The sequence below is a fragment of the Streptomyces avidinii genome (assembly GCF_045161815.1).
In the GTDB taxonomy this organism is placed as follows: domain Bacteria; phylum Actinomycetota; class Actinomycetes; order Streptomycetales; family Streptomycetaceae; genus Streptomyces; species Streptomyces avidinii.
This window is the reverse complement of sequence record NZ_CP108863.1, coordinates 4,790,001-4,807,567: the sequence shown is the minus strand read 5'-3', so window position 1 is coordinate 4,807,567 and position 17,567 is coordinate 4,790,001. Positions and strand designations below refer to the sequence as shown.

Genomic DNA, 17,567 nt, shown 5'->3' with positions numbered 1-17,567 from the left:
AAGTGCCGCCCATGCGAGATCCCATGTCCGCCCTGACGGACGCCTTCACCAGCTTCCTCTTCGGCAAAGTCGAAACCACGCGCCTGCCCGTCCGCACCTCCACCGGGCAGGCGCAAGCCGTCTACCTGCCCACCGCCGCCCCCGGACTCGGCGACTCCGGCGTCATCATCGGCCGCGAGGTCTACAGCGGCAAGGGCTACATCTACGACCCCTTCCAGCTGTACGGACAGCAGCTCCCGGCCCCCCACTGGCTGGTCCTCGGCGAATCCGGAAACGGCAAGTCCGCCCTGGAGAAGACCTACGTACTGCGCCAGCTCCGCTTCAAGGACCGCCAGGTCGTCGTTCTCGACGCCCAGGGCGAGGACGGCGTCGGCGAGTGGAACCTGATCGCCCAGCAGCTGGGAATAACCCCCATCCGCCTGGACCCCATCGCCGCCAATGACGACGGGATCCGCCTCAACCCGCTCGACCCGGCCATCACCGCGACCGGACAGCTCGCCCTGCTCCGGACCATCATCGAGGTGGCCATGGGCCACGGCCTCGACGAGCGCGCCGGCTTCGCCCTGAAGGTCGCGCACGCCTACGTCGTCGACACCATCCGCGACCGCCAGCCCGTCCTCACCGACATCGTCGAGCAACTGCGTCACCCCGAAGCCGAATCCGCCCTCGCCATGAACGTCGACATAGACGATGTCCGGGCCTGGGGTCTCGACGTCGCGCTCGTCATCGACCGCCTCGTCGACGGCGACCTGCGCGGCATGTTCGACGGCCCGACCACCGTCGGCATCGACCTCGACGCCCCGCTGATCGTCTTCGACCTCTCCCACATCGACCGCAACTCCATCGCGATGCCGATCCTCATGGCGATCGTCGGCGTCTGGCTGGAGCACACCTGGATCCGGCCCGACCGCAAGAAGCGCATCTTCCTCGTCGAAGAGGCCTGGCACATCATCAACAGCCCCTTCGTGGCCCAGCTGTTCCAGCGCCTGCTGAAGTTCGGCCGCCGCCTCGGCCTGTCCTTCGTCGCCGTCGTCCACCACCTCTCCGACGTCGTCGACGGCGCCGCCGCACGCGAGGCCGCGGCCATCCTCAAGATGGCCTCGACCAGAACCATCTACGCCCAGAAGGCGGACGAGGCCCGAGCCACGGGCCGGGTCCTCGGCCTGCCCCGCTGGGCGGTGGAAATCATCCCGACCCTCACCCCCGGCATCGCGGTCTGGGACGTCAACGGCAACGTCCAGGTGGTCAAACACCTGATCACCGAAGCCGAACGCCCCCTCGTCTTCACCGACCGCGCCATGACCGAGTCCTCCGCCCCCACCCGCCTCCCCGCCGACATGCTCGCCGCCGAACTGGAGGCGGAGGAACGGGCCCTGTCCATCGAACGCCGCCGCGGCGGCCCGGGATCCGCGACCACGGTGGCCTGACCATGCACGACGCACGACGTACGGAGACCCCCGCACGCGGCGGCGGCATCCCGGACGGCCTGCTGGTCGGCCTCCTGGCCTTCCTCCTCGGCCTGGCCGTCCTGGTCTGGTCGGCCACCGGCCTGGCCGCCGTCGCCGCCAAGGGCGCCTGGCCCGACACGGTCACCTTCACCCGGACCCCGGAGGCCGTCCGCGCCCTGATAGCGCAGCCGCACGACATCCCGGGCGCCTGGCCGGACACCGACCCGGCGGCCCTGTCGGGCTGGGGCCTGTTCTGGGGCCTGTTCGTCAGCCAGCTCCTGGTGCTGTTCGTCCTCACCGTCTTCGCCATCGGCGTGATCGCCCGCACGAAATCCCGCCGCGCGCTGACCAAACACCTCGCGGAGGCCGAAGCGGCAGCCCCGGCCGCTCACTCGGCCTCGCCGGCGTTCGAGGCGCGGGTCGCCGGGGGCAGCGCCCCCGGCGACCCGCCCACACCGGTGGCCACCGCACCGACGACCACCGCACCGTCCGACGAGGCCTACCGCTACGGCTCCGGCTACGCCCCCCAACCGGCGGCCGCCACACCGCAACCCACAGCCCACGGGGTCACCTTCGCCGGCCCCGACGACCGCCTCCGCGCCGCCGCCCACCGCATCGGGGAGACCGAGGGCGCCGCCCTCATCGTGACCTCCTCCCCCACCCTCTGGGCCGAGACCAAGGACGCACGCGCCAAACTAGGCCCGGTCCTCCTCTACGACCCTTCGCACCTGTGCGACACCCCGGCCCGCATGCACTGGAACCCGGCCGAGGGCTGCGCCGACCGCGAGACCGCAGCCGCCCGCGCCATCGCCCTGCTGGCTCCCGTACGGCCGCAGGCCCGTATGGACGCCGCCGTCGCCGACACCGCCGAAACCCTCCTGCGCAGCTGGCTCCAGGCCGCCGCCCTGGACGACCGCCCGTTCAAGCTGCTCCACCGCTGGGCCCAGGGCAACAGCGCCCAGGACCCGGTCCGCATCCTGCGCACCCACCCCCAGGCCGCCCCCGGCGCCGCCGGCGAGCTGGAGAGCGCACTCACCGCCCACCCCGAACGCCGAGAGCTCGCCCAGAGCCTGACGGCCCGGGCCCTGTCCTGCCTGACCTCGATCCACATCCGCGAGGCCTGCAATCCGAACCGAACAGAGGCCCTCACCTTGGCATCGTTCGTCACCGAAGGGGGCACCCTCTATCTGGTGGGCGAACCTCTGGAGGATCCCCGCACCCACCCGGGTGCGATGCCCCTGCTCACCGCACTCGCCTCGCACGTGGTCGAGCACGGCCGTCGCATGGCCGCACGGTCATCCCACGGTCGGCTCGACCCACCACTTTCCCTGGTGCTGGACGACGTGGCTGCCGTGGCCCCGATCCCCCAGCTCCCGGAACTCGTGACCGAGGGGACGCTCCCCGTGCTCGCCCTGTGCCGCAGCCGCGAACAGGCCCGTTCCCGCTGGCCCCAGGGCGACTTCTAGACCGTCGCCGCCGCCGTCGCCGGCCGCTGGATCACGTACTCCAGCTCCTTGGCGTCCGCGCTCCCGGGCTTCGGCACGACCACGCCGCTCGGCCGGAACCCGTACCGCCGGTAGAAGGCCGCGGCCCGCGGATTGCCCTCGTGTACGAAGAGCCGTACGCGTTCCAGTGCCGGCTCCTCCAGCCCCCAGGCCCACTCCAGAGCGCCGGCGAACAGGGCCTCGGTCAACCCGGTCCCCCGCTCCCCGGCCCGCACGAACACGCCCACGACATGCCCCTGCGTCCGCTCGACCCCCTGGTCGAAGAAGTCGGTGCTCCCGCCCGCCTCGACGATCACAGCCACCGACCCGTCCCAGGTCCCGTCGGGCGCCTCGGCCACGAACTGCCGTACCGCCCGCCCCTGGGACGCCCCCTCCGTGCGCCCCTGCCAGAACTCATCGGGCTGCGCCTCGGCCTGCTCCACCGTCTCGAGGAAGGCCACCGGCGCCGCCGGGTCGTGCAGCGCGGCGATCCGCAGCTCCTTGACCTTCTCCCACTCGTCACCACGTACTGCACGTATCAAGTGCCGAATCTCGCTCATGCGGCAAGATCCTAACTACGGATCACGCGGGCTTCACCTGAAAATCCGCACGTCAAACCGGCCCTGAAACGCAGAAAAGCCCCGCACCGAACCCGTAAGGGCTGGTGCGGGGCTTTCCCACAATGATTGTTCGGCGGCGTCCTACTCTCCCACAGGGTCCCCCCTGCAGTACCATCGGCGCTGAAAGGCTTAGCTTCCGGGTTCGGAATGTAACCGGGCGTTTCCCTAACGCTATGACCACCGAAACACTATGAAATTTGAACGCTGGCATGGACACAGCTGTTCGTTATTTCAGAACTAACACAGTGGACGCGAGCAACTGAGGACAAGCCCTCGGCCTATTAGTACCAGTCAGCTTCACCCGTTACCGGGCTTCCACATCTGGCCTATCAACCCAGTCGTCTACTGGGAGCCTTACCCTCTCAAGGAGGTGGGAATACTCATCTTGAAGCAGGCTTCCCGCTTAGATGCTTTCAGCGGTTATCCCTCCCGAACGTAGCCAACCAGCCATGCCCTTGGCAGGACAACTGGCACACCAGAGGTTCGTCCGTCCCGGTCCTCTCGTACTAGGGACAGCCCTTCTCAATATTCCTACGCGCACAGCGGATAGGGACCGAACTGTCTCACGACGTTCTAAACCCAGCTCGCGTACCGCTTTAATGGGCGAACAGCCCAACCCTTGGGACCGACTCCAGCCCCAGGATGCGACGAGCCGACATCGAGGTGCCAAACCATCCCGTCGATATGGACTCTTGGGGAAGATCAGCCTGTTATCCCCGGGGTACCTTTTATCCGTTGAGCGACGGCGCTTCCACAAGCCACCGCCGGATCACTAGTCCCGACTTTCGTCCCTGCTCGACCCGTCGGTCTCACAGTCAAGCTCCCTTGTGCACTTACACTCAACACCTGATTGCCAACCAGGCTGAGGGAACCTTTGGGCGCCTCCGTTACCCTTTGGGAGGCAACCGCCCCAGTTAAACTACCCATCAGACACTGTCCCTGATCCGGATCACGGACCGAGGTTAGACATCCAGCACGACCAGAGTGGTATTTCAACGGCGACTCCACAACCACTGGCGTGGCTGCTTCAAAGTCTCCCACCTATCCTACACAAGCCGAACCGAACACCAATATCAAACTATAGTAAAGGTCCCGGGGTCTTTCCGTCCTGCTGCGCGAAACGAGCATCTTTACTCGTAGTGCAATTTCACCGGGCCTATGGTTGAGACAGTCGAGAAGTCGTTACGCCATTCGTGCAGGTCGGAACTTACCCGACAAGGAATTTCGCTACCTTAGGATGGTTATAGTTACCACCGCCGTTTACTGGCGCTTAAGTTCTCAGCTTCGCAACCCCGAAAGGTCACTAACCGGTCCCCTTAACGTTCCAGCACCGGGCAGGCGTCAGTCCGTATACATCGCCTTACGGCTTCGCACGGACCTGTGTTTTTAGTAAACAGTCGCTTCTCGCTGGTCTCTGCGGCCACCCCCAGCTCAAGCAGCAAGTGCTATCACCAGTGATGGCCCCCCTTCTCCCGAAGTTACGGGGGCATTTTGCCGAGTTCCTTAACCATAGTTCACCCGAACGCCTCGGTATTCTCTACCTGACCACCTGAGTCGGTTTAGGGTACGGGCCGCCATGAAACTCGCTAGAGGCTTTTCTCGACAGCATAGGATCATCCACTTCACCACAATCGGCTCGGCATCAGGTCTCAGCCTTAATGAGGGACGGATTTGCCTACCCCTCGGCCTACACCCTTACCCCGGGACTACCACCGCCCGGGCTGGACTACCTTCCTGCGTCACCCCATCGCTTACCTACTACAAGTCTGGTTCGTCGGCTCCACCACTTTCCTTTCCCCGAAGGGTCCGGAACGGCTTCACGGACTTAGCATCGCCTGATTCGATATTGGGCGTTTCAAAGCGGGTACCGGAATATCAACCGGTTGTCCATCGACTACGCCTGTCGGCCTCGCCTTAGGTCCCGACTTACCCTGGGCAGATCAGCTTGACCCAGGAACCCTTAGTCAATCGGCGCACACGTTTCTCACGTGTGTATCGCTACTCATGCCTGCATTCTCACTCGTGAACCGTCCACAACTAGCTTCCGCTGCTGCTTCACCCGGCACACGACGCTCCCCTACCCATCACAGCGGGCGTTGGCCCTATTGCTGCAATGACACGACTTCGGCGGTACGCTTGAGCCCCGCTACATTGTCGGCGCGGAATCACTTGACCAGTGAGCTATTACGCACTCTTTCAAGGGTGGCTGCTTCTAAGCCAACCTCCTGGTTGTCTCTGCGACTCCACATCCTTTCCCACTTAGCGTACGCTTAGGGGCCTTAGTCGATGCTCTGGGCTGTTTCCCTCTCGACCATGGAGCTTATCCCCCACAGTCTCACTGCCGTGCTCTCACTTACCGGCATTCGGAGTTTGGCTAAGGTCAGTAACCCGGTAGGGCCCATCGCCTATCCAGTGCTCTACCTCCGGCAAGAAACACACGACGCTGCACCTAAATGCATTTCGGGGAGAACCAGCTATCACGGAGTTTGATTGGCCTTTCACCCCTAACCACAGGTCATCCCCCAGGTTTTCAACCCTGGTGGGTTCGGTCCTCCACGAAGTCTTACCTCCGCTTCAACCTGCCCATGGCTAGATCACTCCGCTTCGGGTCTAGAGCGTGCAACTCAATCGCCCTATTCGGACTCGCTTTCGCTACGGCTTCCCCACACGGGTTAACCTCGCTACACACCGCTAACTCGCAGGCTCATTCTTCAAAAGGCACGCAGTCACGACCGTTGTTCCGAAGAACAACGGCGACGCTCCCACGGCTTGTAGGCACACGGTTTCAGGTACTATTTCACTCCGCTCCCGCGGTACTTTTCACCATTCCCTCACGGTACTATCCGCTATCGGTCACCAGGGAATATTTAGGCTTAGCGGGTGGTCCCGCCAGATTCACACGGGATTTCTCGGGCCCCGTGCTACTTGGGAGATTCTTAAGCAAGCCGCTGATGTTTCGTCTACGGGGGTCTTACCCTCTACGCCGGACCTTTCGCATGTCCTTCGACTACATCAACGGTTTCTGACTCGCCGACCGGCCGGCAGACCGATCAAAAGAATTCCCACAACCCCGCATGCGCAACCCCTGCCGGGTATCACACGCATACGGTTTGGCCTCATCCGGTTTCGCTCGCCACTACTCCCGGAATCACGGTTGTTTTCTCTTCCTGAGGGTACTGAGATGTTTCACTTCCCCTCGTTCCCTCCACACTGCCTATGTGTTCAGCAGTGGGTGACAGCCCATGACGACTGCCGGGTTTCCCCATTCGGACACCCCCGGATCAAAGCTCAGTTGGCAGCTCCCCGGGGCCTATCGCGGCCTCTCACGTCCTTCATCGGTTCCTGGTGCCAAGGCATCCACCGTGCGCCCTTAAAAACTTGGCCACAGATGCTCGCGTCCACTGTGTAGTTCTCAAACAACGACCAGCCACCCATCACCCTGACCCATACGGATCAAGTTCACTGGGGCCGGCACTGAAGACATGACCTTACGGCCGTACCTTCAGGACCCAACAACGTGCCAAGCACGATCCCTCATCAGTGAGTCACTTTCCACGCCGAAGCAGTACTTGTGATCCATCAGAAGAACCGTGCCAACTAATCAACGTTCCACCCATGAGCTGACCGTGCAGAACATTTGTCTGCAATCGGTACTGTGCTCCTTAGAAAGGAGGTGATCCAGCCGCACCTTCCGGTACGGCTACCTTGTTACGACTTCGTCCCAATCGCCAGTCCCACCTTCGACAGCTCCCTCCCTTACGGGTTGGGCCACCGGCTTCGGGTGTTACCGACTTTCGTGACGTGACGGGCGGTGTGTACAAGGCCCGGGAACGTATTCACCGCAGCAATGCTGATCTGCGATTACTAGCAACTCCGACTTCATGGGGTCGAGTTGCAGACCCCAATCCGAACTGAGACCGGCTTTTTGAGATTCGCTCCACCTTGCGGTATCGCAGCTCATTGTACCGGCCATTGTAGCACGTGTGCAGCCCAAGACATAAGGGGCATGATGACTTGACGTCGTCCCCACCTTCCTCCGAGTTGACCCCGGCGGTCTCCTGTGAGTCCCCATCACCCCGAAGGGCATGCTGGCAACACAGGACAAGGGTTGCGCTCGTTGCGGGACTTAACCCAACATCTCACGACACGAGCTGACGACAGCCATGCACCACCTGTATACCGACCACAAGGGGGGCACTATCTCTAATGCTTTCCGGTATATGTCAAGCCTTGGTAAGGTTCTTCGCGTTGCGTCGAATTAAGCCACATGCTCCGCTGCTTGTGCGGGCCCCCGTCAATTCCTTTGAGTTTTAGCCTTGCGGCCGTACTCCCCAGGCGGGGAACTTAATGCGTTAGCTGCGGCACCGACGACGTGGAATGTCGCCAACACCTAGTTCCCAACGTTTACGGCGTGGACTACCAGGGTATCTAATCCTGTTCGCTCCCCACGCTTTCGCTCCTCAGCGTCAGTAATGGCCCAGAGATCCGCCTTCGCCACCGGTGTTCCTCCTGATATCTGCGCATTTCACCGCTACACCAGGAATTCCGATCTCCCCTACCACACTCTAGCTAGCCCGTATCGAATGCAGACCCGAGGTTAAGCCTCGGGCTTTCACATCCGACGTGACAAGCCGCCTACGAGCTCTTTACGCCCAATAATTCCGGACAACGCTTGCGCCCTACGTATTACCGCGGCTGCTGGCACGTAGTTAGCCGGCGCTTCTTCTGCAGGTACCGTCACTTTCGCTTCTTCCCTGCTGAAAGAGGTTTACAACCCGAAGGCCGTCATCCCTCACGCGGCGTCGCTGCATCAGGCTTTCGCCCATTGTGCAATATTCCCCACTGCTGCCTCCCGTAGGAGTCTGGGCCGTGTCTCAGTCCCAGTGTGGCCGGTCGCCCTCTCAGGCCGGCTACCCGTCGTCGCCTTGGTGGGCCATTACCCCACCAACAAGCTGATAGGCCGCGGGCTCATCCTTCACCGCCGGAGCTTTCAACCCCCGCCCATGCAGGCAGGAGTGGTATCCGGTATTAGACCCCGTTTCCAGGGCTTGTCCCAGAGTGAAGGGCAGATTGCCCACGTGTTACTCACCCGTTCGCCACTAATCCACCCCGAAGGGCTTCATCGTTCGACTTGCATGTGTTAAGCACGCCGCCAGCGTTCGTCCTGAGCCAGGATCAAACTCTCCATGAATGTTTACCCGTAATCGGGTGCACACATCACTTAGAGCGGGCACGTCATGTCGGAATAAGACCGACGCGCCACAACGTCCTCGCTGTGTTGTTGCCTGCCAGTGCCCGAAGGCCCGACAGGTCTTTTTCAAAGGAACCTCATCCACCGAAGTGGACGAGGTATCAACTTCTGGCGTTGATTTTTGGCACGCTGTTGAGTTCTCAAGGAACGGACGCTTCCTTTGTACTCACCCTCTCGGGTTTTCCTCCGGGCTTTCGTTCTGTTCTTGCGTTTCCGACTCTATCAGACTCTTTCGTGTCCGACTTCCTCGGCGCTTTCCAGGTTTTCGCTTTCGCGTTTCCCTTTCCGGCGGTTCCGACTCTATCAGAAGTTCTCCACCGGATTTCCCCGGCTTCGGATTCTGAAGAATCGAGTGCACCCCGCACGGAATTGCATTCCTCAGGGGGTGGGGCTGCCGAACTTGTCCAGTTCGAGGCAACCGTTTGACTCTACAACCCGGCCTGGGGGGTGTCAAAACGGCCCGGGCAGCCCTGGTCGAGCCCAGGACAGACCTCCAGGCCGGGGCGCTGTTGCCGGGTGCCGGGTGCCGGTGTGTGTGGTTGCCGCGACCGAAGGAAGGACCGCAGCCACTCCGCGAGGTCGCTGGCAGGTTGCAAGGTGGCCACCACCCGCTCACGCATGACCGCCGGAGTGTCCGCCCGGGCCGCAATCGCGTTCCGGACGAAGATGCCCGGCCGGCAGATCCGGTGGTAGATGGTCGTCCATCGTGAGGAACCTCCGCACTGGGCCGCCGTACCTGTGCGCCGGTGCCGGCCCTCGCCCTATCGCAAGGGGAGCAGTTGGATCAGTTGGAACGCGGTATCGGGGCCGCGGTGGGCCAGGGCGGCCCGGACCTCGTACCGGCCGGCTGCCAGGTCCACCCGTCTGTGGTTGTCGGGCTCCACCTCGGAGCCGGGCCAGGCCGAGTCGAAGAGCACGACCGGCCCCGGTACGTCCCAAACCTGGCTGTCCTCCCAGACGACATCCGCCAGTGCCGCCCCGACGCTGCCCAGCAGGTCCGCTTCGGACTCGGCCGCCACCCATCGCACGAAGACCCCGTGCTCCGGGAGGAACGCCGTGGACGAGGGCTCGTCGCCCAGCACCAGCGCCTGCGCCGGACCCACTGCAAGCAGGCGGGCGTAGCCGGAGACAGTGCAAGCCCGGTCGTAGTCGGATTCGGGGCCGTCGCTGTCCGCCCCCTCCCACAGGTTCAGCACGGCAGCCGGCACCACCACGAACGGGCCGCCGCCGGACTCCACCCAGTCGACCAGCCCTGGATCCGCATATCTCGCCATGCCGGGAGGTTAGGGGACCGGGACGGCCCGCGGGGCCTCGTCCTGCGCGCTCCGGGGCCGCACCGCGCGCAACAACCTGGTCGCCCTGCTGAGCCGGCTCCGCGCATGATGGCCGGATGGACGAGGTGACCATCAGCGAAGAAGACCGCCGCCTGCTCGGGCGCTGGGCTGCCGATTGTGTGGAGCGGGCCCTCCCGCTGTTCGAGGCGAAGGCGCCCTCCGACAGCCGACCTCGCGAAGCGATCGAGGGCATACGGGCCTTTGTACGCGAGGGGAAACGGACAGCCCGGCTGCGCTCCCTGGCCTGGGCGGCACACGCGGCCGCTCGCGAGGTCGACGACCCGGCGGCCACCGCGGCGGCCCGCGCCGCGTGCCACGCGGCAGCGACCCCCTACATCCACCCGCTGGCCACCCCTCACCAGTCGAAGCACGTGCTGGGGCCCGCCGTGTACGGGGCACTCGCTCGGGAACTCGGCGCGGAGGATGACACGGCCGTCGGTGACGAGGAGATCCGATGGGCGATCGAGCACGCCCCGCCGGCGGTTCGCGAACTGCTGCGCCGGATGCCGGCTCGCCGCCCCGGCCGTAGCCGGCTGGACACGCTCTACTACGCGCTCGACGAGGCCCTGCGCCACTGACCGGCGCCGAACCTTCCAGGTCCGGCCGGGCCGCTCAGGTGTTCTCCAGAGGGCGGATCTTGTGCCAGGCATCCCTGAGGGCTTCGAGTTCGAAGCGGGGGAAGTGCTCGCCCCACTTACCGCGGTACCCGCTCTCACCGTACTTCCGCGCGACTTCGTCGAAGCAGCGGACCACCGCGCGAGCCACAGCGCCGATGCTTTGTTGGCTCGACCAGATTTCGGTTCCGGCGTTGTCGTGCTTGCTGCCGTCGGCCAGCTTCAGCACACGTATCCACACGTCGGTGCCCTCGCGGTAGAGGATCCAGCGGAACGCGGTGGGTTCCGCCTCGAACTGCACGCGTGTCTCCAACTCGCGGGTGACGAGGCGGGCCACCGCCGTCAGCAGGTCCTCGGGGGCTGCGGAGATGTCCGAGGCTGTGACCTCGACTTCCGCCTGGTGATCGGCGATGGCGCAGTCGGCCCATCCCGGCCCGCCGAGAGTCCAGACGAGCTGCATGTCAGCCACGGTGGCCGGCCTCCTGGCCGAGGAAGTGCGGGACATCGGCTGCGGGCGCGAACATCTGCTCGCCTGCGTCCAGCCGGGCGGTGACGGAAGCCGCGACGCGGGCAGCCTCTCGGGAGGTCATCCCGGGAACACTAGGTCAAGGACGTGGCATGCCTTCGGGCCGGTGTCCGCGAGACTCCGGTGCTGTGGACATGGGGATCTCTGGTTCGAGCCGTCCCGGCGGCTCCCGTTCTCGAACCGGCACTACCTGTACACGAGTTCGGGCTCCGGCTCAGGTTTTTGTGGCGGGTGACGCTCTCCCCTTGCTCGACATCGAACAACGGGATGGACGGTGATGGCGGAGCAAGGACTGTGCGAAGGCGGTTGAGGTCAGCTCGCCACTGCTTCCAGTCTTCCGGATCGACCCAGTTCGAGGCCGGCCCAGCCTCGTCGCTGATGATGCGAGCGAGGGCCTTGTCCGCGAGCGTCCGGAGATCGTCAGGGAAGGCGGGCATGGGTTCTTCAGGGCCGTAAGGTGTGTCGATTGGGCCGCCGCCAGGGCATTGCGCCGCAATCAGTGCGGCTGCGGCCACCGCTTCTTCTCCTTCGGTGAGCCAGCCGGTGGCGCCGACGGTGCGCGTGAGGACGCCACGGATCAGTGGCTCGCGTTCCTCGGGTTTGGCGTCGTCGAGAGCGTTGGCGAAGTCCGCGGCGGTGTCGTTGTCGAAGGGGCCAGTGCCCCAGGTGCCCATGTTGATCTCCTCGTGTCGTCGCGCCGGGATCCTCGCATCAGCCGCTGACATTGCGATCACTGTGCGAGCAGTACGCGCTTCCGCAGAAGGGCGAAGCCAGCACGCCCGAACATCTGACGCTTGAGCATCTTGATCCGGTTGGCATGTCCCTCGACCGCGCCCGAGCTCCAGGGCAGGGTGAGTCCAGTGGTGACGGCGTTGAGGTCGCGGTCGATGCCGGCGGCGAGGGTGTAGAGGCTGGGCAGGTCGTCCTGCCGGACAGCCTCGAGCCAGGCTGGCAGGTACTCGCCCTGGCGCTGGGTGAGCATGACCGCGAAGGAGCGGACGTGTCGGGTGAGGGCGTCGAGCTCAGGACAGTGGGTGCGGACGGTCTTGAGCTGGAGTTGTTCGGGCTCGGTTAGGGCCTCTGGGCGGCTGAGGATCCATCTGGAAACCGTTCGGGGCGACGGTGGCCGGGCGGTCACCGGTCGCGGTGAGGTGCGCTTCTGTGCGGGTAGGCACGGACGCGCTGGTAGCTGCCTTTGTAGCCGACCAGGCGTTGGTGAAACCCTCGTTCCACCGGTCGTCCAGGTAGGGCTTGTAGTCATCGAGGACCGAAGGCCGGTTCTGCCACTGGCCGGTGCACAGTTCCTCCGGGACCGCGGCCTCGGCAAGCTGCGTGACGGTCCGCCAGGTCATGGCGAGCTGACGCTGGATCGAGCGGCGGCTGTGCTCGGACTCCAGCAATGCGTGGACGGCGGCGTGCCGGGCCCTGGTGCAGTCGGCGAACCGTTGGCCGTTCGGCCAGGGTGAACCGGGCGGCTCCTCTTCTGGGGCGGGTTCCGGCTCGGGTTCGGGGACGGCGGGGACCAGGGCGCGCAGGCAGCGACAGTGCTGGGCGACGGCTCGTTCGGCGAGCCAGGCCGCCAGGCTGGATGCCTCCCGGTCCGGCAGCAAGTCGATGGGGCGGCGCGTTTCGATGTCGACCAGGACGTGCCCGTCACCTGAGCGTCACGACTGATCAGGTCCGTCGAGGCGTTCCGTGGGCCCGGCGAAGGAGAGGAACAGGGTCCGTGAGGTGAGCAGCCAGGTGTCGTCCACCTTGTGGAACGTGTCCTCGTAGTGCCCCACCTGAACCGGGGGCCGGGGCGGTACGAGGCCTTCGGTGTAGCCGTCGACTCGGTACGTGGTGAAGTAGGTGGTGGCGGAGGCCGTGTCCGCAGAAGCCACCGTGACCAGGATGTTGGTGCATATACGGCGTGACAGCCGGTCTGCGGGCCGATCGCCGAAGTAGCTGCGCAGAGCGTCGTGACCTGCGATGCGGCGATCGCCGGCGGGCCATTCCCAGGTCCCGTCCCGTGTGAACAGGTCCGCCACCGAGCCGGGATCCCCGAGGTCGAGCCGGTGGACGAACTCCACGATCAGCCGCTCACAGGCCCGCTCCGCCAGCAGACGCTCCATCGGGTCCAGAGTTTCAGCATTCATGATCAACTCATATCAGGTCACACATGGATGAGTGAGCCCCACCGGAATCACGGGAATCACGCCCCGGCTCTTGGGCTCGGGCTCTCCGGAGCCGTGCCCGTCCTCACATGCCGACCCGTAAAGCCCTGCCGGAATCGAGCAGTTCACGGCTTCGGGCAGCGCGGGCCCCTGCCCAACCTCTCGGCAGGAGCCCGCGGTGTGGAGAGCTGCGGAGGGCGGCCAGGACCTGGTCGCGAAGAACGGCGTCCTGGCCGCCACCGCTTACCGTCTGGTGTCGGCCTGACGGCCCGGCCTCACTTCAGGTGCCGGTCGTAGAACCGGCTCCCGTCCTCCACCTCGAACCACGGGGTGCCGGTGTGTCCGCCCAGATTGGCGTGCAGCGTCTTCTCCGTGGCGCCGAAGGCGTCGAACAGGTCCAGGGCCCGTTGCCGGGGGTTCCCTTCGTCGTCCCACTGCAGCAGGAACAGCAGCGGAACACCGACCTGGCGGGCCTCCTCGCGCTGGGCGCGGGGTACGTAACCGCCGGCGAAGAAGCCGGCAGCCTCGATGCGCGGCTCGACCACCGCAAGGCGGATGCCTACGGCGGTCCACCCCGAGTACCCGACCGGGCCGCCGATCTCGGGCAGCGCGAGGAGGGCATCCAGGGTGGTCCGCCATTCCGGGACCGCCTTCTCGACCAGAGAGCCGACGAGGGACTCGAAGATCTCGTCGACCGGCTCGCCGGCCTGCATCGCCCGGCGGAGGTCGGCGCGAGCCTGCTCGTCGGCGGCCGAACGGGGGCGGTCACCGCACCCGGCGGCGTCGATGGTGGCCACGGCGTAGCCGGCCGCCGCGGTGTGCCGGGCCCGGGCCACCAGCCGGGCTGCCGCCTTGGGCAGGCCGTTGTTGTGGGCCATCAGGATCAGCGGGACCGGTACGGCGGATTCGGGCGTCCACAGGGTGCCGGGGATCTCGCCGAGGGTGAATTCGCGTTCGACGACGCCGTCGTCGAGGCGCTGTTCGGAAGTGAATCGCATGGTCGTGCCTTTCGGGAGTGCTCGTGAACGGCGCTCCCGGACGACCTGCCTATCGTCCGACCGTGACCCCGGAGGGGAGCACCCATGTCGATACTGCGTTCACGGGTACCACCTCCTCGTTCTCTCGCACGGCCTCCGGAAACGTAGCAGTGGCCGCCGTGTCCGCCAACGGGTTTCTTACACGGGCCCCGTCGAACACGACGCACCGCCGACCGCGCCCGAACTTGCGTACAGGCGCCGCCGGTTGTCAGGCTCTGGCTCAACTTCTGGATGCTGTTGGTGATCTCGTCGCAGCCTGTTTGCGCGGAAGTGTTCCACCTCGTGGGGCTGCCGGACTTGCAGCCGATGGGCGTGCCCTCGGCTGCCCTCGGCCAGCAGTCCGGCTCAACCGCGTGTCGCGCGACCAGCGGCTATTCGCACGCACCGTGGTTCCACCTGAAGATCACCAACAGCATCACTTCTGTGGAGCTGTGGCGTGCGCACTGGTGCAGGCGGCGGAACAACCCTCCGGCCTGTCGTCTCGGCCCACGGCGTCCGGCCGCCCGATGCGGTCCGCGCGCAACGGCAGACTGCACACCGTACAGACGCAGCCTCTGCTCGGCCCAAGTGCCGGCGCACCAGATGTCGGACTCCTGGTGGTGGCCTCCGTGGTCGAACCTGTGCAGCACGACGAAAAGCCGCTGGTGCTCCTCGAGGCCGGCGGTCAACCTACTGCCCCTGAAACGCAGAAAAGCCCCGCACCGAACCCGTAAGGGCTGGTGCGGGGCTTTCCCACAATGATTGTTCGGCGGCGTCCTACTCTCCCACAGGGTCCCCCCTGCAGTACCATCGGCGCTGAAAGGCTTAGCTTCCGGGTTCGGAATGTAACCGGGCGTTTCCCTAACGCTATGACCACCGAAACACTATGAAATTTGAACGCTGGCATGGACACAGCTGTTCGTTATTTCAGAACTAACACAGTGGACGCGAGCAACTGAGGACAAGCCCTCGGCCTATTAGTACCAGTCAGCTTCACCCGTTACCGGGCTTCCACATCTGGCCTATCAACCCAGTCGTCTACTGGGAGCCTTACCCTCTCAAGGAGGTGGGAATACTCATCTTGAAGCAGGCTTCCCGCTTAGATGCTTTCAGCGGTTATCCCTCCCGAACGTAGCCAACCAGCCATGCCCTTGGCAGGACAACTGGCACACCAGAGGTTCGTCCGTCCCGGTCCTCTCGTACTAGGGACAGCCCTTCTCAATATTCCTACGCGCACAGCGGATAGGGACCGAACTGTCTCACGACGTTCTAAACCCAGCTCGCGTACCGCTTTAATGGGCGAACAGCCCAACCCTTGGGACCGACTCCAGCCCCAGGATGCGACGAGCCGACATCGAGGTGCCAAACCATCCCGTCGATATGGACTCTTGGGGAAGATCAGCCTGTTATCCCCGGGGTACCTTTTATCCGTTGAGCGACGGCGCTTCCACAAGCCACCGCCGGATCACTAGTCCCGACTTTCGTCCCTGCTCGACCCGTCGGTCTCACAGTCAAGCTCCCTTGTGCACTTACACTCAACACCTGATTGCCAACCAGGCTGAGGGAACCTTTGGGCGCCTCCGTTACCCTTTGGGAGGCAACCGCCCCAGTTAAACTACCCATCAGACACTGTCCCTGATCCGGATCACGGACCGAGGTTAGACATCCAGCACGACCAGAGTGGTATTTCAACGGCGACTCCACAACCACTGGCGTGGCTGCTTCAAAGTCTCCCACCTATCCTACACAAGCCGAACCGAACACCAATATCAAACTATAGTAAAGGTCCCGGGGTCTTTCCGTCCTGCTGCGCGAAACGAGCATCTTTACTCGTAGTGCAATTTCACCGGGCCTATGGTTGAGACAGTCGAGAAGTCGTTACGCCATTCGTGCAGGTCGGAACTTACCCGACAAGGAATTTCGCTACCTTAGGATGGTTATAGTTACCACCGCCGTTTACTGGCGCTTAAGTTCTCAGCTTCGCAACCCCGAAAGGTCACTAACCGGTCCCCTTAACGTTCCAGCACCGGGCAGGCGTCAGTCCGTATACATCGCCTTACGGCTTCGCACGGACCTGTGTTTTTAGTAAACAGTCGCTTCTCGCTGGTCTCTGCGGCCACCCCCAGCTCAAGCAGCAAGTGCTATCACCAGTGATGGCCCCCCTTCTCCCGAAGTTACGGGGGCATTTTGCCGAGTTCCTTAACCATAGTTCACCCGAACGCCTCGGTATTCTCTACCTGACCACCTGAGTCGGTTTAGGGTACGGGCCGCCATGAAACTCGCTAGAGGCTTTTCTCGACAGCATAGGATCATCCACTTCACCACAATCGGCTCGGCATCAGGTCTCAGCCTTAATGAGGGACGGATTTGCCTACCCCTCGGCCTACACCCTTACCCCGGGACTACCACCGCCCGGGCTGGACTACCTTCCTGCGTCACCCCATCGCTTACCTACTACAAGTCTGGTTCGTCGGCTCCACCACTTTCCTTTCCCCGAAGGGTCCGGAACGGCTTCACGGACTTAGCATCGCCTGATTCGATATTGGGCGTTTCAAAGCGGGTACCGGAATATCAACCGGTTGTCCATCGACTACGCCTGTCGGCCTCGCCTTAGGTCCCGACTTACCCTGGGCAGATCAGCTTGACCCAGGAACCCTTAGTCAATCGGCGCACACGTTTCTCACGTGTGTATCGCTACTCATGCCTGCATTCTCACTCGTGAACCGTCCACAACTAGCTTCCGCTGCTGCTTCACCCGGCACACGACGCTCCCCTACCCATCACAGCGGGCGTTGGCCCTATTGCTGCAATGACACGACTTCGGCGGTACGCTTGAGCCCCGCTACATTGTCGGCGCGGAATCACTTGACCAGTGAGCTATTACGCACTCTTTCAAGGGTGGCTGCTTCTAAGCCAACCTCCTGGTTGTCTCTGCGACTCCACATCCTTTCCCACTTAGCGTACGCTTAGGGGCCTTAGTCGATGCTCTGGGCTGTTTCCCTCTCGACCATGGAGCTTATCCCCCACAGTCTCACTGCCGTGCTCTCACTTACCGGCATTCGGAGTTTGGCTAAGGTCAGTAACCCGGTAGGGCCCATCGCCTATCCAGTGCTCTACC

11 protein-coding genes, 5 rRNA genes and 1 pseudogene (1 of these 17 only partly in view) are annotated in these 17,567 nt (G+C 63.9%); 3 read left to right on the top strand and 14 right to left on the bottom strand.

Annotated elements, in window-relative coordinates; translation table 11 throughout:
• Positions 1-11: 11 nt before the first annotated feature.
• Both OG373_RS21505 and OG373_RS21500 read left to right on the top strand, forming a co-directional pair.
• On the top strand, positions 12-1,427 hold the full coding sequence (locus OG373_RS21505) for an ATP-binding protein (protein ID WP_030390875.1): 1,416 nt from the start codon (positions 12-14) through the stop codon (positions 1,425-1,427).
• Between the two features lie 2 nt (positions 1,428-1,429).
• Complete coding sequence (locus tag OG373_RS21500) at positions 1,430-2,914, top strand: type VI secretion protein (protein ID WP_405439730.1); 1,485 nt, start codon at positions 1,430-1,432, stop codon at positions 2,912-2,914.
• Here the strand turns inward: OG373_RS21500 and OG373_RS21495 are convergent.
• From OG373_RS21495 to OG373_RS21475, 5 genes are all read right to left on the bottom strand, one after another.
• Positions 2,911-3,483: a GNAT family N-acetyltransferase gene (locus tag OG373_RS21495; RefSeq protein ID WP_405444145.1), complete on the bottom strand. Its 573-nt coding sequence runs from the start codon at positions 3,481-3,483 to the stop codon at positions 2,911-2,913. The genes OG373_RS21500 and OG373_RS21495 overlap by 4 nt on opposite strands.
• Positions 3,484-3,620: 137 nt before the next feature.
• Positions 3,621-3,737, bottom strand: a 5S ribosomal RNA gene (gene rrf, locus OG373_RS21490).
• Between the two features lie 76 nt (positions 3,738-3,813).
• Positions 3,814-6,936 (bottom strand): 23S ribosomal RNA (locus OG373_RS21485).
• Between the two features lie 282 nt (positions 6,937-7,218).
• A 16S ribosomal RNA gene (locus tag OG373_RS21480) occupies positions 7,219-8,743 on the bottom strand.
• Together the 16S, 23S and 5S rRNA genes form the textbook arrangement of a ribosomal RNA operon.
• Before the next feature lie 821 nt (positions 8,744-9,564).
• Positions 9,565-10,077: an Imm21 family immunity protein gene (locus OG373_RS21475; protein ID WP_405439729.1), complete on the bottom strand. Its 513-nt coding sequence runs from the start codon at positions 10,075-10,077 to the stop codon at positions 9,565-9,567.
• Positions 10,078-10,193: 116 nt separating this feature from the next.
• Between OG373_RS21475 and OG373_RS21470 the strand changes: the two genes are divergently transcribed.
• Positions 10,194-10,715 carry a putative immunity protein gene (locus OG373_RS21470; RefSeq protein WP_405439728.1) on the top strand — a complete coding sequence of 174 codons (522 nt, stop codon included), beginning with the start codon at positions 10,194-10,196 and terminating at the stop codon, positions 10,713-10,715.
• Between the two features lie 34 nt (positions 10,716-10,749).
• Here the strand turns inward: OG373_RS21470 and OG373_RS21465 are convergent, their stop codons facing one another.
• The 9 genes and pseudogenes from OG373_RS21465 to OG373_RS21425 all read right to left on the bottom strand — a co-directional run.
• Entirely contained in the window at positions 10,750-11,211 is a 462-nt protein-coding gene (locus tag OG373_RS21465; RefSeq protein WP_405444143.1) for a hypothetical protein, read from the bottom strand.
• Position 11,212: 1 nt separating this feature from the next.
• Positions 11,213-11,341 carry a hypothetical protein gene (locus OG373_RS21460; protein WP_405439727.1) on the bottom strand — a complete coding sequence of 43 codons (129 nt, stop codon included), beginning with the start codon at positions 11,339-11,341 and terminating at the stop codon, positions 11,213-11,215.
• 184 nt (positions 11,342-11,525) lie between these two features.
• Positions 11,526-11,951: pseudogene (locus OG373_RS21455) on the bottom strand (DUF4259 domain-containing protein); the annotation flags it as partial.
• A gap of 56 nt (positions 11,952-12,007) precedes the next feature.
• Positions 12,008-12,415 (bottom strand): transposase, encoded by a 408-nt coding sequence (locus OG373_RS21450; RefSeq protein ID WP_405439725.1) that lies wholly within the window; start codon positions 12,413-12,415, stop codon positions 12,008-12,010.
• On the bottom strand, positions 12,300-12,887 hold the full coding sequence (locus OG373_RS21445) for a hypothetical protein (RefSeq protein ID WP_405444387.1): 588 nt from the start codon (positions 12,885-12,887) through the stop codon (positions 12,300-12,302). Before OG373_RS21445 ends, OG373_RS21450 begins: the two co-directional genes overlap by 116 nt.
• Positions 12,888-12,941: 54 nt before the next feature.
• Entirely contained in the window at positions 12,942-13,415 is a 474-nt protein-coding gene (locus OG373_RS21440) for a nuclear transport factor 2 family protein (protein WP_405439723.1), read from the bottom strand.
• Positions 13,416-13,708: 293 nt separating this feature from the next.
• Positions 13,709-14,431 carry an alpha/beta hydrolase gene (locus OG373_RS21435; protein ID WP_405439721.1) on the bottom strand — a complete coding sequence of 241 codons (723 nt, stop codon included), beginning with the start codon at positions 14,429-14,431 and terminating at the stop codon, positions 13,709-13,711.
• Positions 14,432-15,213: 782 nt separating this feature from the next.
• Positions 15,214-15,330, bottom strand: a 5S ribosomal RNA gene (rrf, locus tag OG373_RS21430).
• 76 nt (positions 15,331-15,406) lie between these two features.
• Positions 15,407-17,567, bottom strand: a 23S ribosomal RNA gene (locus tag OG373_RS21425); it runs 962 nt beyond the window's last position.

Excerpts from the sequence above, each read along its gene's own strand:
- OG373_RS21505 (WP_030390875.1), top strand. The coding sequence starts at position 12 with ATGCGAGATCCCATGTCCGCCCTGACGGACGCCTTCACCAGCTTCCTC.
- OG373_RS21500 (WP_405439730.1), top strand. The coding sequence starts at position 1,430 with ATGCACGACGCACGACGTACGGAGACCCCCGCACGCGGCGGCGGCATC.
- OG373_RS21475 (WP_405439729.1), bottom strand. The coding sequence starts at position 10,077 with ATGGCGAGATATGCGGATCCAGGGCTGGTCGACTGGGTGGAGTCCGGC.
- OG373_RS21470 (WP_405439728.1), top strand. The coding sequence starts at position 10,194 with ATGGACGAGGTGACCATCAGCGAAGAAGACCGCCGCCTGCTCGGGCGC.
- OG373_RS21465 (WP_405444143.1), bottom strand. The coding sequence starts at position 11,211 with ATGCAGCTCGTCTGGACTCTCGGCGGGCCGGGATGGGCCGACTGCGCC.
- OG373_RS21460 (WP_405439727.1), bottom strand. The coding sequence starts at position 11,341 with ATGACCTCCCGAGAGGCTGCCCGCGTCGCGGCTTCCGTCACCGCCCGG.
- OG373_RS21440 (WP_405439723.1), bottom strand. The coding sequence starts at position 13,415 with ATGAATGCTGAAACTCTGGACCCGATGGAGCGTCTGCTGGCGGAGCGG.
- OG373_RS21435 (WP_405439721.1), bottom strand. The coding sequence starts at position 14,431 with ATGCGATTCACTTCCGAACAGCGCCTCGACGACGGCGTCGTCGAACGC.